The sequence below is a fragment of the Shinella sp. M31 genome (genome assembly GCF_049199205.1).
GTDB lineage: Bacteria > Pseudomonadota > Alphaproteobacteria > Rhizobiales > Rhizobiaceae > Shinella.
This window is the reverse complement of record NZ_JBLZPH010000015.1, coordinates 69,212-85,845: the sequence shown is the minus strand read 5'-3', so window position 1 is coordinate 85,845 and position 16,634 is coordinate 69,212. Positions and strand designations below refer to the sequence as shown.

General features: G+C 57.3%; 7 protein-coding genes. 2 read left to right on the top strand and 5 right to left on the bottom strand.

What is annotated here, in order from left to right:
- Positions 1–1,000: 1,000 nt before the first annotated feature.
- Together ACOZKU_RS03130 and ACOZKU_RS03125 are read left to right on the top strand one after the other, a co-directional pair.
- A complete protein-coding gene (locus ACOZKU_RS03130) occupies positions 1,001–1,504 on the top strand; it encodes a hypothetical protein (RefSeq protein ID WP_421577621.1) in 504 nt (167 codons plus the stop codon).
- Positions 1,505–1,627: 123 nt separating this feature from the next.
- Positions 1,628–2,227, top strand: a complete 600-nt coding sequence (locus ACOZKU_RS03125; protein WP_421577620.1) for a HEPN domain-containing protein — start codon at positions 1,628–1,630, stop codon at positions 2,225–2,227.
- Between the two features lie 35 nt (positions 2,228–2,262).
- Here the strand turns inward: ACOZKU_RS03125 and ACOZKU_RS03120 are convergent, their stop codons facing one another.
- From ACOZKU_RS03120 to drmD, 5 genes are all read right to left on the bottom strand, one after another.
- The gene (locus ACOZKU_RS03120; RefSeq protein WP_421577619.1) at positions 2,263–3,435 is read right to left on the bottom strand and encodes a hypothetical protein; all 1,173 of its coding nucleotides are present in this window, start codon (positions 3,433–3,435) and stop codon (positions 2,263–2,265) included.
- A gap of 106 nt (positions 3,436–3,541) precedes the next feature.
- The gene (gene drmB / locus ACOZKU_RS03115; RefSeq protein ID WP_421577618.1) at positions 3,542–5,419 is read right to left on the bottom strand and encodes a DrmB family protein; all 1,878 of its coding nucleotides are present in this window, start codon (positions 5,417–5,419) and stop codon (positions 3,542–3,544) included.
- Between the two features lie 11 nt (positions 5,420–5,430).
- Positions 5,431–8,967, bottom strand: coding sequence for a DISARM system helicase DrmA (gene drmA, locus ACOZKU_RS03110; RefSeq protein WP_421577617.1), 3,537 nt, complete (start codon positions 8,965–8,967; stop codon positions 5,431–5,433).
- A 102-nt stretch (positions 8,968–9,069) separates the two neighbouring features.
- Positions 9,070–12,999, bottom strand: coding sequence for a DNA methyltransferase (locus tag ACOZKU_RS03105; RefSeq protein WP_421577616.1), 3,930 nt, complete (start codon positions 12,997–12,999; stop codon positions 9,070–9,072).
- An 8-nt stretch (positions 13,000–13,007) separates the two neighbouring features.
- Positions 13,008–16,157 (bottom strand): DISARM system SNF2-like helicase DrmD, encoded by a 3,150-nt coding sequence (gene drmD, locus ACOZKU_RS03100; RefSeq protein WP_421577615.1) that lies wholly within the window; start codon positions 16,155–16,157, stop codon positions 13,008–13,010.
- Positions 16,158–16,634 lie beyond the last annotated feature (477 nt).

Below are 16,634 nucleotides of genomic sequence, written 5' to 3'. Positions count from 1 at the left end.
CCGCTTCAAGAACAGCTCAGCGCACGAGCCCAAAACGACAAAGGAGAAAACGAGAAACTTGACCACGACCGCAGACCCGAAACATACCTAATAGGCGGGTCAATTCTCGGTGGAAACGCCGGGTCAGTTCTCAGTGGCAATCAACAGTCTATTGGAAGGATACTTTAGGCGCGCCATGTTTTTCTCCATTTCTTCAAGACGCAACGCTCTGTGTGCGTTCTTCCGACGAATTTTGGGGTCGAGGTCCCCGTTGCAAGGGGGACACAAGAGACACCTCCGATCGGTATGGGACGCGGCCAAACACCAGTGCACCGCGACGTGCACATTGACAGACTTCCCGTACATTCTGTCCCCCTATAAGGGTACGCGCAGTTGATTGGAAAGCCTTTGAAAGTGCGTGTGAACCATTCATCTTGAAGCCTCACTCTCGGACGACAACGTGCATTGTCATGGCGAGCACGGCCGCGCATCGACGACCGCGCATGTAGCGAAGTGATGCGAAAAATGCCCTGCTGAAATCGGTCGTTGTACGCGATTGACCCGTGGAACTGGCCCAAGACACTCGAAGTCGCTATCCGAAACCCAAGTTACAGGTTTTCAACGCCGCTGACGCGGATCGTGACCGGTTCACTGTTGCAGGAGGCAAAACGCCGGGATAGAAATTTACATATTCGCTCCTTTCTTGGTGGAAGGGATTCGGATGACATCGGCGGCACGTGTTAGCGCACGTGCCGCTTTGCGTTTATGGACGAATCGTCCGCGCGGGCACACTAGCAGTTTAACGTACACGTTCAAGCAAGCGATCGATGTGTACGCACGATGAATGGACGCGGACTCGCAGGCGGCACGCGCCCCAGAATGCAAAGAGGTACGGCATTATGTGCCACAGAAATCAGGTGAGTACGTCTCCGCCGCGATGGCAAAGCCTCGGTGGCCGTGTTAACGGAATCTTGAATGACTGATTTTTCGTAGCCAGAATCGGCTGCGGCGAGGAGATGGAATGTCCAACGCGCAAGGCACTCTTGAGGACGTACTCCGCAACATCGACTTGGACATTCAGCGCTTGCGGAATGAGCGTGATCGCATCGAGACTGAACTGGAGCGGGTCGAGCACGAGATACAGCGAGCGGAGGAATCCAAGCGCTACATCCTCTCAGCCGCAAGAGGGAACGTACCCCCTCGTAGTGGCGGCGTGTCTCTAGCAAAATCGCCGAGGTCCATAAACGAGCAACCCCGGCCGGCACGCGATCAAGCAGGTACCTCCCAGCGCCAACTCATCATCGATTTGGCAACAGCGATTCTGAAGGACCGGAACAACAGACCGATCCGACGTGATGAGCTCTGGATTGAAATGCAGGCACGCGGTTTGCAGCTCCGCAACAATAACCCCGAACATTATATCGCAAGCAAGGTGCTTGGGGGTGCCAAGGACATCTTCGGCAACAACGGAGGCTATTTCCTACTCAGGCATTCCCATTCCACCGCGGACGGCACAAACGACTGACCGGATTGTAAATGTCTTGTTCGGTCGCAGTTGCAGGTTTTGGTCGGCCTCTCTTATAGTATCGTCGTGGTTGACAAAATGCCCTCGTGAGAACGCATCTTTTTAGCTGGAAAACGGTAAGTTATGCTGGGCCCGATAACCGATCTGCTCAACGAGAACCTAACCCGCGTAGAAAATCTTGTCTCCCTATACGGCCCGGAGAAACCGGGCCGACGTCGTGTTCAAGACACTGACATACTGCGCGGTGCGCTAGTCCTCCTGCACGCGGGGCTCGAAGACTACTTGAGGTCGCTTATGGTCTGGAAAATCGACACCTATCCGCCAGAGGTTCTGAACAACTATATGTTTCCAAATGGCAGTAAGCGGGGAATTCAAAAAATCTCTCTCGGTGAACTTGCATCATCAAAAGGGCGATTGGTCGATGAGGTGATCAGAGATGTCGTCAAAAGTTACCTGGACAGGTATCAGAGTTTCAATGACCTTGGCGAGGTGAAAACTGCCCTCAAGCAGTGCGGCATAGCTCAAGATGCAGTTGAAGCCAGGAATTTCGGAAAACTGCACGAGATGATCGCGCGTCGCCATAACATCGTCCACAAGGCTGATCGAAACGAAGTGATCGGCGGCCAAGGAAATCACGGAACCCAGTCACTGCGTAAAGGGACGGTTGAAGGCTATGTCGCCTCAGTGAAAGACATACGAGATTTTGTTACGGATAGTCTTTAGGAGCCCGCAGCCGGACCGGCAAACCCAGTATTGTCCTACACCGAGATGATCGCGACGGGCCTAAAGATGTTTACAGGTCCTATTATGTGCCCGTCTCGAAGAAAGCTCATTCCACTGACCTCCCCCTGCCATTGATCAAGAGGACGCAGGCCGGTGAGGTTTATGAAGTCCGTTTTCGCCGCTTTTATCAGGGATCGCGCGGTTTGCTCTTCGACTCCGAAAAAGGTCCCCCCACTTACATCAAGTCTCAGCAGGTTTGGGGGAGATATCACCGGTTTCCTGCCGAAATCGAAATACGGTTGAGCTGCCCTTGTGTCGGTGGGGAAATAGCCGCCCACAAACTTTACGCTTGCCAGCGCAGGGTGAAGGCATTCCCACACAGCAAACTCGAACTTGAGATCGCTCGGCAGCAAAAATCCGCTTATTAAGGCCGCGGCAATAAGGGGTTGACCAAGCTTCAAAAACGTCGATCCGTAATGGACGGCTTTGACCGCTACTGCTACGCGGCCATCTTCATCGCGGAATTCTGGGTCACCGACCGTTTCAGGGTCTTCAGCAGACAACTTCGTGTAAACCGCGGGACTATTTTGCTCTGTGGCCCAACGTGTTGCCACTATGTAACCCTTGACCCGCAACGGCTTCCCAGCGACGTCAAGGACCTTAACTCTCTTAAACTGGTTTCGCCACCTTTTGAAATCCGCGCTTTTGAAACCGACTGCGCGGCTCGTCCCCTTTGCTTCGGCGAGGGACACGGCCCCGCCGCCGTCGGCGCAGAAATAGTCTGGAGCGTCACCTTTCGTGGTGTTGTCAGTTTGAACGGAAACGCCGCCCCTGGATGCTAATGTGCCATGGTCACGTACGTGTTCGAGGTGGGCGATATAGGTAATGTCGAGCTTCTCTGCCAAAAACCAGCGGCAAAATGCGTGCCCAAGCTCGTTTGACGTGTTGCCGCGAGACGTTGTCGAGGCTCCTAATCCATTCCGTTGGAACCGAAAATCTGGTGTCGGCATTAAGTAGCGAACATGATCGAAGTGCACCGGGTCTGGATTTGGCGGAATCCTCTCCCACTTGTCAAAGAAATGATGGAGATATAGGTCCGCGAGATCAACGCTGAGCTCAGTCACAGACTTGGTCGCATCATCGTGCCGCTGCAACTTCGCGGGCACAGAGGGAAACGCATTGATTGCTAATTTGATTGATTTTTTCATCTGATTGATCCGGGAGGTACTATCGATAGCAATCGCGAATATTGAAATGGTGACCTTCGAAACGGTCTATAAACTTTAGGCGATATGCGGATAAAACACGCCCACATTACCCCCGGAGGATTTCGAAACACGCATAATTGGAAGCAACCACCGTCGGCACAAGCAAACCCCGGTCGAGCCTCGTATTCCGAGCCTCGCACGACGTCTCAGGGATGAGAAGGCAGGCGTGACATGCCGCGCCATGAAGATGTCGATCATCATGATCGCCGTTGGGCGCATGCTCCGCACAAATCGGATCGTTTGAACATAGGTCAAGCCGTTTCATTGCTCGGCTCAGCAATTCGCCGACGCGGTGAGCCATGCCGCTCAGCCCCCCGAGCGTTCCCTGTCCGCCAGCCGTTGATGTGTATATCAGCAGCCCATACCGATCTGTCTGACCGGCACCGCTGGAATAAACCCGCTCTTTTAGCGAGGAAAGCGGATAGCCGCATTCTAGCGAGAGTTCGGACATCAGTGCGTGGGAAAGCGAATGTAGCGCCCAGTAGGCTATTCCTAAATGCGAAGGAGGTCGAACGAACCTCTCGGCCTCACGAGATTCCCCCTCTCTCAACACACGCGTCCGATCGTCCACCGCGAGCTGGCTTCGCCAACGATTCATATGTTCCGGATTAACGTGGAGAAAGATACCTTCGCCGAATTGCTCGATAGCCGGGAGCCACTCGACATTCCTCGCAAGATCGGCACCGTCAACTGCGAGCTGTATTTCATCCAACTCGCTTTCGGCGGCCGTGGGCGGTGGCTCCAGGCGCGTGAAACCATACAGGCAAGTTACTTCGCGTAGCCGATGAACCTTGACGACCCCCGACAAGAAATCTCGCCACGGCTGATCCAGACGCAGTTCGTTCAACGGCAATGTTTCTGCGAAAAGATGAGACGACGGGCCGTCATGTCCAATGAAACGAGTGCCGGAGGCCAAGATGTCAAACTCTGCGACTCTGGGATTAGCGGACGTCGTCGCATCCCCGGTCTCTTCATCCAGTGCGCGCAAAATCTCTTCATCTGAAAACTCCGCGAACGCGTCCTTGGTATGAGGCAAACTACGCAGGATATCGATGAAATTTGGTAGCGGCCGAATTGAGTCGATGGTTGCTCGATGTTCCTGAACCGTTTGGCGGACCCGGTCATCCGAGTTCGTCAGCGAGATCACTGTAACGGTCTGAGCAAAATATGTGTTGGTTGCGGATCGCGGCAGCAAACGTAGGTCAATGCCACATTCCTCGTCATGAAGCCTTTGCGGCTGGAGCCAAGGGCTCTCTGATCGACAGGTGCCCAAGAACTTGGGCTTGTAGAGGTCGGCCATGGTCAGCATGGCACCGCATGTGCAGCGGACGGATATGTCCGACGGGTCAGAGCTTACACCGCGCTCAACCCAGTACATTGGCTTTCTACACGTTTGATCCCCATTGCGATGAGCCAGGTATCGCCAACCGATGTCCTGCAGGTGCCCCTTCGTGCAGGCGGCCACGAAACGGATCGGGTTCACTTCCCGGCGTTTGCCACGATCATCTTTGTAGGAGAGCTTGCCCCCCTTGGTCACCGTTAGGTGGTCGAACTCCACCATTCGTCGGCGCTTCTCGAGGGCAGCAGAGGCTTGATCCCCGCCACCACCGGAAGCATCCTCATCTTCGTCGACGGTAAACCAGCTCGGAAAGAGCAATACCTCTACCCCAGGAGCGCGGTCATCGCGTCTCTCCTCGTCCTGCTCCGGTGGCTGGCGGAGGCCGGAGAAGGTGGGGCTCAGCTTGTCCCCCAGCTGATCACGGAGAAGAGCAATCAAGCGATCTTCCGCCACCGTCTTCATGTTGGGACCGTAGCGCCACCCCTGCAACCCCGACACGATCACAGCCTGATCCGGGAGGTCGAGCATAGCGCCTGGCCCGTAAGTCAGGAGCAATTGGCTGAAGCTTTGTGTGATGTCTGCCATGGTTCTTCTCGCTACTCGAAAATGCGGCCGTCAGGCCTTCTGATTTTCAGCAGTGCGACCGGTTCGGTATCGCGCATGGATCGGGCAGCGACGAAGAAATTGTTTCCGCGTAGGCCCAAGGTGTCTTGCAACAGGCGCTGCACCGGCTCCGCTTTCGCGTAGACGAAACGATCCCCGTTTTCTGTCTGTCTGTCAGCTATCGATATCCACGCGTCGCGCAACTCATCGAGGCGGGCAAGGCACCGGTCGACCAGTTCCTGCTCGACGTTCGCGGTCGCCATCTTTTCTTCGACGATCTTACGGACAGCCGTATACGCAGCGGAATTGTCGCCCATCCGCGTGACAGAGTCGTTCTGGCTGAGGTCAGGCTCCACATGGCGCGCGGCGGCAACGAGTGTTGCTGCTAGCGCCCGGTCCAATGCCCGAGGAGAGAACGGCGTGACGCTTGTGGCCTCGACGGCACGGTAGAAGCTCATGTGGAATGCGCGGAACTGTTCGTAATGCGTTCGGTCTCGAGGCTTGTGGATGTTGAGAAGTGTGATGACGAACCCGGGCTTGGAGGCTTCACGGCCGACGCGGGATGTCGCCTGAATATATTCGGCAGCCGTTTTCGGCTGACCTTGCACAACCATCAGACCAAGACGGCCGATATCCAGGCCGACAGAAATCATGTTGGTTGCCAAGGCTACGTCGACGGCGTTCTTGTCTAGCACCGGATAGCCTAGCCGCGTCCGTGCCTCCGATACTTGGTCGGTGCTGTAACGCGAAGTCAGCTCCTGCACTTCACGCAATGCTCGATCGGCGAACGGCTGTCCACTCGGTTGTTTGCGGACACGGCTGCTACCGTAGCTGGTCAGATGTGCTCGTACCTCATCCTCGACGATACGGCGTGCTCCCCCAAGTTCTCGCAGGGCATTGAAGTAGCAGAGAGCCGTGAGATAGGGATCAGCGGGGTCGTTGTCTTTCCCTGTTGAAAGGGCTGCGGCACCGGAGAGGATGGTCTGCAGCGCGCGCAGGTAAACAAGTTTCGGGCCACGGCCTGGCGATGCAATTCCGGCATAGACGCGCGATGGCGATTCCCGGTCGACCTTCGCAAAGAAGGAGCCGTGGCGGCTGATGCCGGGCGGCGGGAAGATCGCCGTCTTCGAGCGGCCGAAGAGGTTCTTGATCTGGGTTTCCGCCCGTCGAACGGTTGCCGTGGACGCAACGATCTTCGGGCCGCGACGCTCGCCGTTGATCTGGCGCGAGGCGAGCAGATCGAATGCCGTTTCGTAAAGGCCGGCGATGGTGCCGAGTGGTCCGGAGATCAGATGCAGTTCGTCCTGGATGATCAGGTCGATGGGGCGCAGTTCCCGCGACATGCGAGTGCCCTCTGTTTCACCGGCACCGTAGAACCCGGAATAATCCGAGCGGGTTACATGGCCGAAGAATGCGCCCGCGCGACCTTCCCAGGGGACGCTGGCAAACTTGTCGACAGTCGCGATCATGAAGGCTGGCAGACGACGGTAAATCTCATCATCGACCACCACGATCGGTAGACGGTCAGCGCCTGAAAATTCGCAATCCAGATTGTCGCAACGAATGTCCAGGCGTTCCGGCTTGGTCAGGTTTGGATGAATCTGGAAACTGTTCTTGTTGAAGCGTTCGCCACACCAGGGGCAGTTCTTCATCGGGGCCGGTGCCGGCCCGTTTCGGCTGCGATGATCCGCCAACCAGGAAACTGCCGTACTCGGGTTTTTGTTCTTGGCGTCGCCGAGCGTGTTCGGGGTCGCACCTCCTCCCACCCACAGACCAATCTCGATGGGCCAGCTGCCGAGTTCCAGATTGCCTTTTCGCTCCAGCTCGAGTGCGCAGACAAGGCCAGCGGCACGTTGCAGCTGGTCGAGCGTCAAAAGCCGGAGCGTGTAGCGCATGACGACAGATAGCCCTGCGCCCTCCAGGCCCGGATTGGCCAAACGGCGGCGGGCAATGGCGAAGGCCGCGAGGCCCAAATAGGCTTCCGTCTTGCCGCCACCGGTCGGGAAGAAAAGTAGATCGACGATCGGTCGATCCTCATGGCCGGGATCAGCCAACCCATCCAGGTTCAAGAGAATGAAGGCGAGCTGGAACAAGCGCCAGGTCGGCGTCCGCTGCTCGGCCAGCGGCTTCTTGTTGTCTGCCGCAGCGCGCTGGCGGTTTGAGCGTGCCATGACCTTGTTCATGATGCGAAAGGCTTCACGGCTTGCGGAGTCATACACCAGCCGATCGATGCCACCTTCGATGCGGCGACAGGCCTCGCGAATTTTTACTAGACAGTCTCGTGCCACGGCCTGACGACGGGTTCCGGAAACCTCGCTGATCAGCCCATCCTGCTCTATGGCCCATTTAGCGTATTCAACCGGCAGGGTGGAGAGCGCCGACTTGAGGCTTACAGCATTCGCCGCAGCCTGTTCCAGTTCTTCCATCCGCCGTTCGACGCCTGGCACATCGATGTCGGCACCGAGCTTTTCCACCGCCTGGCAGGGAATGGGATTGGTGAAGACGGTGGCGATCCGGCCGTTCTCATCGGGCGCGCACCAGTCGGCAGAGGTGTTGTGGCCGACGGCAAAGGAGCAGACATCGCGGTAATGGAGGTCAGCCAGACGTTCGTCGGGATCGTTGGCATCGTAAGATGCGCGGTCATCGCGGGGTACGAAGCCATCAGTGGTTTGCAGTTCGAGCCGGGCCTGGAAACAAAAGGCGATGTCGCCGAAGCGGCGATAGGTTTCTGGGCGGGCGTTCACCAGAAATACGGAGACGGCCAGAACACCATCCCTGACGCCATCGATGCCCGCCGTCTGGGCCTGTCGAACGGTGATCACCAGCTCAAGACCGCCGCCAGGCACCTGTGGAGCCGAACTCTCGGGCACCACAATGCGCTGGGGAATACCCTCCTGCAAAGCGGCCAGATCGATGGTCACACGTTCCTCACGCGGAATCCTGCGCCAATCCAGCGAACTCTTGGGTGGCTCCTTCGGCTGCTCACCGGCTTGGACAGCCTTCTCTCTTTCGTCGAGGAGAAACACGGCTTTGTTGAGAGGCGGTTCGGTGACGTAATCGCCCCAAGTGACGCGCGCTTGAAGCGATTTGACCGTAGGCGACAGCAGCACCGTCAATCCCAGCGAAGAGGGAACGAAGGAGCGCATCGGCGGCCGTTCGCTCGCGCCGTCATCGGCGGCGTTGCCTGGGCCGGGTACGCCCAGCTCCATGCCCTCGGCCGAACGCAACGCATCGAGTTGGGCTTCCGCCTTTTCTTCGTCAGCAGCACCATTTCCGAGAATCCTTTCGGCGCGGCGTTCGCGGCTTTCCTTGCGACGCGGGGCGAGGAAGCCGGTGAGATACCAGGTGGAGGGGCTGGTGCCGGAAATAATCTCCCGATCGAGATCAGGATCGAGGTCCGGATGCGCGCCGACCAGATCACGGCGCAAAAGGTCCATCAAGCGCTCGCGAACCTCAACGGGAGATGTCGGCTTTGGCAATATCGCCAAGCGGTCGAACAAAAGGGTTGCGCCGTCCGTCTCATTACACATTGATCCCACCCGAACCTTCTTTTGAAGCCGAACCTACCAGCCGGATGCCGTAAAGCAATCGTCGGTTGCTAAGCGACGGTGATTACCTACCGAAATCGCAGATCATTGGCTTTCGTCCTCTTCATAGGCTTTGACTGAGGATTTGGGCGCTACCCCCATCCGAACCTCTGCCGCATGCCGTTCGGCATTGAGCGCCAGAAGACGGGCCAGCACGCGATCACGCCCTTCGGCATTCCAGAAGTAGCGGCCTTGATAGGTGTGATCGTTCTCGTTTTCCTCGCTAAGGAAGTCAGGGCAGAGTTCATCGGCAAGATCATGCCAGCCGTACGCGCGCAGCACTGCACGATCCATTTCTTGATGGAGTTCACGGAGATGCTGAATGGGTTCACTTCGTTCGTTAGAGTCGTGGAAGCGATTGTAGGTCTTGGTCATACCTTCGTCTGAGGCGACCATCAGTGCGGAACGGTGGTTTTGGTAAGCTTGACCGATGAGCAATAAGGCTGAATCATTCTCATAGCCATCGGGAAACGGAAACGATTCAAAGCAATCGGATGGCGCATAGCGTAGATCGTCTTTCATCGAAGATGAGAAAAAGCGTGCCCAGATTTCATGAATGCGAGATTGAAGAACGGTGAATGGCGAATACGAGTCGAAAACGAACACCACCAAGCTGTCTGCAAATACTGCCTTACTGGATACTAATGCAAAACCTAGTTGTGGAGTAACCCTCGAGACAACAATGACACTGGATAGGCGAGATATTGCGGAGTAAAGCCCAGGTTGCCGGTCTCCAAATTGCCACCAAGCCCGCCTTCTAGCCTCTCTATTTTGTTTTAATCTTTCAGGCCGTACATATTTTTCAACTATATCTAATAGCTTCGGCCAATTGTCTCGACATGCATCTTCTGAAAAATCTTCAAAATCAATGACCCATCGGCGATGAAGATGGAGAGGGTGGTTGTTAACTTCCTCGCCACCTAAATACGGGAAGATTCTTTCCCCGTTACGACTATCTTCGGCGACAACCCTACGCATATCGTCCAAATTCGATGATTTTCCTTTTGAGGCAGCAACATCGTCGAACGTAAAACCTAGACCGTATATATCACAACCTCGAAAAGCTTTCGTTTTGTTAGCTGAAAGCCGATATGCAGAGTCGTCCAACTCGCCCTCTACGAGATATGCAGAGAGTCTTGTCACAACACGATCATTAAGCAGGACTTGTCTCGAAGTCGCTTTTCCGATGTGAACAACCGAGACGACTACCGCCGCTGTCCCTGGCCATGCGAGCCGCTGCACAGCGTTATAAATTTGGCCGCCATCTTTTATGATCGGTGCGAGGCCGGTTGACCTAGTGTCCCCCTGACCAATTGTATTTGTTGAGATAAATCCTACGGAGCCTGAATGTCGCACTAAACGGTACGCGCGCCTAAAAAAATGGGCGACGAGGTCACCATTTCCATGCGCGCCCTCATGGAGAGAAATTAGCCATGCCAAATAAGGAGCCCCGTTAACAGAAGAAATTCGCGACCCACCAAGAAACGGGGGGTTTCCTATGATCGAATCAAACCCCGGGTTTTCGCGACCAAAGACCTCCGGATACTCGATCTCCCAATGGAAAGGTCGCCAACCCCGCTCTGCGCGGAAAAAATCTACCTTCTCCTCCAGCAAGTCCCAACGAGGCTGAAGGTGGCCACCTATCCAACTCTCTACTTTGGCCCGCTCCATCTCGCGTGCCTTAGCGTTATCCGCTGAAAAGTACGCGGCGATAACAGCATCCCCTACGATACGAGCCGGTTCCACCTCAGTCTCGACGCGGCGGAACCGGGATTCCTGCACCGCACGGGTCACATCATCCGGCGCATTGCGAATCGCCTCACGGCCTTCCTGTGCCCGTTCCACCGCTTCCTTGATCATGCTGCGGAACAGCGGCAGGCCAAGCCTCGAGGTATCCCAATGGGCAGCCTCAATTTCACGCCGCGTCAAGCCGACCAGACTGTCCCCACTCTTGATAGCGTGGTCGAGGAAAGTGAATTCATGATCCCGCGCCAGCGTCGCCAGCCAAAGGGAAAGACGCGCTAGGTCCACCGCCATCGGGTTGCGGTCGACTCCATAGAGGCATTTCTGGGCCACTAGACGCCGCGCATGCAGCGCCTCGTCTTCATCAGGAGGGATGGTCGGTTTTTCCGCGCCATACATGTTCCAGGACTGCTCCAGCCGCGCGCCGAGCTGGCGACAGGCTTCCACGAGGAACGCACCGGAACCGCAGGCTGGATCACAGACCTTGAGCGCCAGCACGGCCTCGGGAGAGGCTCGGGGACCGATACGCTCAAAGGCCGGCTCCAGCGCATGGCGGACGATTGGCTCGGTGAGAGACCGAGGAGTGTAGTGCGAACCCGACCGTCGGCGTTCTTCGGTCGGTTGTAGATAGGGCGTACCCGGTCTAATGGCGGACCCATCCGGCGTGGCGCGCAGATCGACCAAGCCACCGAAAGCTTCGAGCAGCGCCGGAACGTCGGTTGCGTCCTTCACCCCCTTCGCCTGCTTGGTCGACAGTTTGATGGCGTGGTCCTTTAGCCATTTCTGCCGGTCATTCGGCTTCTGGGTGAGAAGGGTATCGAGGCCGATGAAGGTCGGTAGCTTCTTTTCGTCGCGAAGCGCGATCATTTGCTCTTTGGCACGATAAGCCGTGAAGCCCATGACCGTCTCGTAAACCGAGCCGATGCTTTCGACATCCAAGGAGCGGTAGGACAGGCGTTCGCGGACTTTTTCGCCTGCCAAGCTGCGGGCTTCCACCGTCATCAGCCCATGCAGGATACGCAGAATGCAACCATCCGAGATGGGCAGGACCTTGGCGTCATCCTTCGTGCTGCCGTTGTCCCGTCCCTCCAGGAAGGGGAAAACGTCCGGATCGAACAACTTGCCGCCACGCCGGGCAACCCAATCGCCATGACCTTCATGGATGATGCGGAACACTGCTAGGAGTTGCCCCCAGCCGCCACGGCGCTCGTCCATTGTATCTGGATTGAGTGCCTCGTCGGTGAGGAGTTTCGCGTAGAGCGTCTTGATGGAATAGGCACCCTCCCACATCGTCTTTAGCTGCGCATCAGACGAGGAGGGCAAGAGGTCGCGATCTTCCGCGTAAAGCAGGAAGACGAGCCGCATCAGGCAGGTGAGAAGCCCCTCATAGAGATGGCGCGACTCCGATTCGGCCAACCCTTCGATGCGATCTGGATCGGCCTGCTGGATACCGCGCAGCAGTTCGTGCAGCGCGCCCAGGACTTGGCCCGACAGCTTTTCCGAGACTTCGTTCTGTGCCTCGCGCGATTGTTTGAGAACCGGGCGAAGCCGCTTGTCGGGCGCACCGGTAAAGAGTGCGTTACGGCCGAGGCAAAGCTTGAGGCCGGCCAACATCGGGCGGCCTTCGACGCGACCCAGCGCTGCGAGCGGCCACGTGATCCAGCCCGCCGTTTCACCGCGGGGTGCATAGACAAGACGCAAGGTGTTACGCGCGACGAGTAGACCAACGCCAACCCCGGTTTCTCGCAGCAGCCGTTCCAGCCGCTGATGCGGGCTTGCCTCCCATTCGCTATCTCCAAACTGGCCCCGACCATCGGCATCTAGGTTCGAATGGACTGAGACCAGCATCTGCGCAGGCACGCCCTCTTCCGTCACGTCGCTCCATAGAACGACCATGTCCGGTGTCAGCAAGGTTTCATGTTCGGGAACCACCCGTGTCAGATCGGCCGAGACGGAAGGGCCTGCTGGACTGCCGGCGACCAGCTTGGCGGGCCAACCGAGTACCGTCTCAAGGAAACCCCACGGGTCGCGCAGCATAAAGAACTTGTCGTCCTCTCGCCGCGCTTCGGGAGACAGCTCCAGCGCCTCGGCGACAGCCTCGGTGTCCAGAGGCGTCTGCCGGATAGGGGTGAGGCCTTTGTCCCTGAGGACGTTGGGTCCAACAACCAGACCTTCGGGCTGAACGTAGTTCAGCCATTCCGTGGTTTCATCTGCGCGTGCGTAAAAATTCATGGGACTGCTCAATTCGTCGCGGGCCAGAGATAAACAATGCCGAGCGGCTCCAACTGCCGCGCCTTCACCGCATATCCGTCCATGACCTTCTGTGGTTCGTTATCGAGGTCATTCTGCAGGCGAAGCAGTTTCTGATCCCACGTGCGGCGATCGGCCTCCATCTGCCGCATCTCCTTTTCCGACTGTTGGCGCTGCTCCTCCGTCGAAAAGTCGAAAGCGAATTGGTCGATGGGCTTTTTCTCCCGCATTGCCTCGCGCACCTTTTGAATCTGACGAGAAAGCAGATCGGCCATCGCCTCCGCCTCGCGGCGGCCGTTATCGGCAAGCTCTGTCAGGGCTGTCTTTTCAGACAACTCGGCACGGGTCTCGAGGTACGGGCGAAGATCACGGATATCGAGTTCCACCGTTTTCTCCAGGCGATCAACGACGCTCTGGATCGGCGTGCGCCCTGCGCGCAATGCATCATCCAACTGAGCGATGGTCGTCATTTCGCCCGCTTCCGCGAAGGGCGACAGAGGGGCCTCATCTCGGCGAACATCGCGCCAGGCGGCAGTGATCGGGATGATTTCCTCATGCAGACGGCGTGCACCCGGGCCAAACAGCGACAGCCGACCAATCAAGACGACACGCGGCTGTGCTCCAGGACCGATAATGGCGGTGACCCTGCCGATATTGGAACGGAAGCCCTGCGACGAAAACCGGGAGATCAGTCGCTTGACCAGTCGGTGCTCCAGATGGAGCTGGACCACGTCCTGCGGCTCAGGCTGTCCCTCTTTAACAAAGGGAGGTTCAAAGACGAGGCCGCGAACCGGTGTCTTCTGCCTCCACCGCTCCCGTTCATAGGGGCGTCCCGGGCGGCCGGGCCGGAGCTCGTCAAAAAGCGTTGCCCAACCGCGATCCTTGGCGAATGCCGGATGCTGTGGATCAAGCGCCAGAGCCTCGGGCACGCTGAAATGACCTGGCGACAGCGAAGCGTGGTCATCCTTCAATGCGATCTCGACCACCTGCCGGATTTCGGCTCCATCTACACCGACCCGCTTACGAGCTTGCTCGAGCAGGCGCTGAAGTCGGTCCTGCTCTTCCTTCAGCCGCCCCAGACGTTTTTCCTGTTCGTCGCCGAGTTCCTTTTCCGCGGTCGAGACCTTGGAAGAGTTCTCGGCTTCGATCTCGGCGGAGATGCGTTGCGCCTCTCCGCGGCGGATGCCATCTCGTGACAGGCGCTTCTCAATCGTCTGCCGCAGTACTTCGCCCGAGGCCCCGAGTTCCTTTCGGATGACCTCAGTCTTGCGAACCAAAGCATCGAGAACACGGTCCTCCTCACGCTGCGTGTAGAAGAAATAGCTGCAATTGACGGTCTTCGAGGGCTGCAGCTTCCGATCAATTCGCCCGTTTCGCTGTTCGAGGCGCGACGGATTCCAGGGGAGATCGACGTGGATCAGGTCATGACACCGCGCCTGGAGATTCAGGCCCTCGCGTGCCGCATCCGTACAAACCAGAATACGTACCGGCTCCTGATCGAACGGCGCGTTGAAGGCAATCTTGATGCGATCCCGCTCCTCAAGGCTGGTCTGGCCAGTAAAAACGAGGATGCGGCCGTCGATTTCGACCTTGTTGCGGCTACGCTTGAGAAGGCCTTCCTTTAATCGATCCACGAGCCAGCGGCGTGTATCGTCCCATTCAGTAAAGAGGATCAGACGGCGATCGCGCCATTGATGCGCACTGTCCAGCATCTCGGTCTCTGCCCAATCTAGGATCGCCTCTATGCGGCCGTCAGGACCGTCCTTCGCGGAACTGGAAATCGCGAGCATTTTGTCGACGTGGGCAATCGCGGCGTCGATATCCCCGAGTTCTGAGCGCGCTTCGACCGTCGCCATATCGATGAGATCGTTGTCTTCAGCCAGATCGATGACCTCGTCTCCAGAGACAACGGCTTCCTCGCGCTTTCGATTAAGCGTCTTGCGATGTGTTCTCAATGTTCTATCGAATGCAGCAATCGAGGAGAATAGGCGTTGCTGGAGGTTGGCAAACAGGAAACGAGCCCGCGAGCCGCCATTGGTTGACGACCGGTACTCGTCCAGCATCGCTGCTAGCGCTAGTTCGGGCGCGGTGGCAGGCAAATTCTCGATTTTGATCGGCTTGACGATGCGCTCGGGGAACGGCTGCCCCAATAGGCGAAGGTCTTCCTTCAGCCGCCGAACCATGACCGGTTCGAGTTCCTTCGCATCGACATTGATGCCTCTCGTGAAGCGTTGGGGGTCCAAGATTTCCAGAAGCGTCGCGAATGAGTTCGAATGGCCGTTGTGCGGCGTGGCCGACAGGAACAGGCGATGTTCGAAGCGACCCGCGATCTGCCGTACGGCGCGGGTGATCTGGCTTTCGGTTGCCCAAACGGTTCCGGATGAAGGTGCCGCGTGGTGGGCTTCATCGAGAATTAACAGAGACCTTGCACGGAACTCGCCTAGCAGATCACGAAGCCCGGACATGTAGGTCTCTTCTGACAATACGCTGTGAGAAACCAGGAACCGTGAACCGACGCTCCACGGATTGGCGGAGAAGCCTCGGGTGCGACGTGTCTCCAGCAAATACTCGCGGTCAACGATCGTGAAATCCAGGCCGAACTTCTGTGAAAGTTCGTCCTGCCACTGTAGAAGCATAGACGCCGGGGCCGCCACCACCACGATTTCGGCCCGTCGCCTGAGAAGCAACTCGCGGACAATAAGACCAGCCTCTACAGTTTTTCCCAACCCGACGTCATCGGCGATCAAGAGATTGACCCGAGGCAGGTCCAGTGCTTTTGCTAAGGGCAGAAGCTGGTAGGCGTCCAGGCGAATACCGGCGCGAAACGGAGCCTGAAATAGTTTGCGATCTGCCGCAGATGCGGTTCGCCATTCCGTTGCCCGCAAAAACGCACCAAGACGTTCGGGACCTTCGAAAGTTGTCCGAAACAGGGCAGTCCAGTCGTTGGGATCGATCACCTGTCGGTCGACCTCCGACTCAAGGGTGATCCTAAGCATTTCACCTTGTGCGTCGTCCTCCACGGAGATCAAATCCAAGAACGGTATCGTGCCAATTCTACCGCTTTGCTCAACGACCCAACTTTTAGAGCGAACACGTACGAACGTACCAGGCAATAGGTCGTTGGTCACCTGAGTTGGCATTTTCCCCGTATCCAAATTCCCACCCCCGATTCGTCCAGAACCCAAAACAACCGCTCAGCCGATTCCGAAGGCTGATTACTATCCCATCGCGTCGTCGATGGCTCTGAGTACTTGTAAGTGCAAAGACTAATTTCGCGCAACCGTACATGCCTCCACGCCTATGCTGGCAACGGAAGCGAAGCCCTGCCTCTAATGAAGTCACTCGCGAAAGCGCCGACGCGGCGGCGGGCCGGGACGCCGATCGAGTCGGTATCACGACAATGAGTGCCCGCCCACGCTGACCTCTGGTTTTCGCGGCATCAGTTGAGATCATTTTTTGACGAACCTACTTCAGCTCTCGACCCGGAAATGGTCAGGACGTCCAAGATTCGTTGATCGCGGCAGGATGGCCGCGCGAAAGGCCCCTACGACTGAAAGGCTCGATAATCTGAAACGCCGCGCCGGCGAACAGAATTACTGAAAGCGATCAGTGGGCTC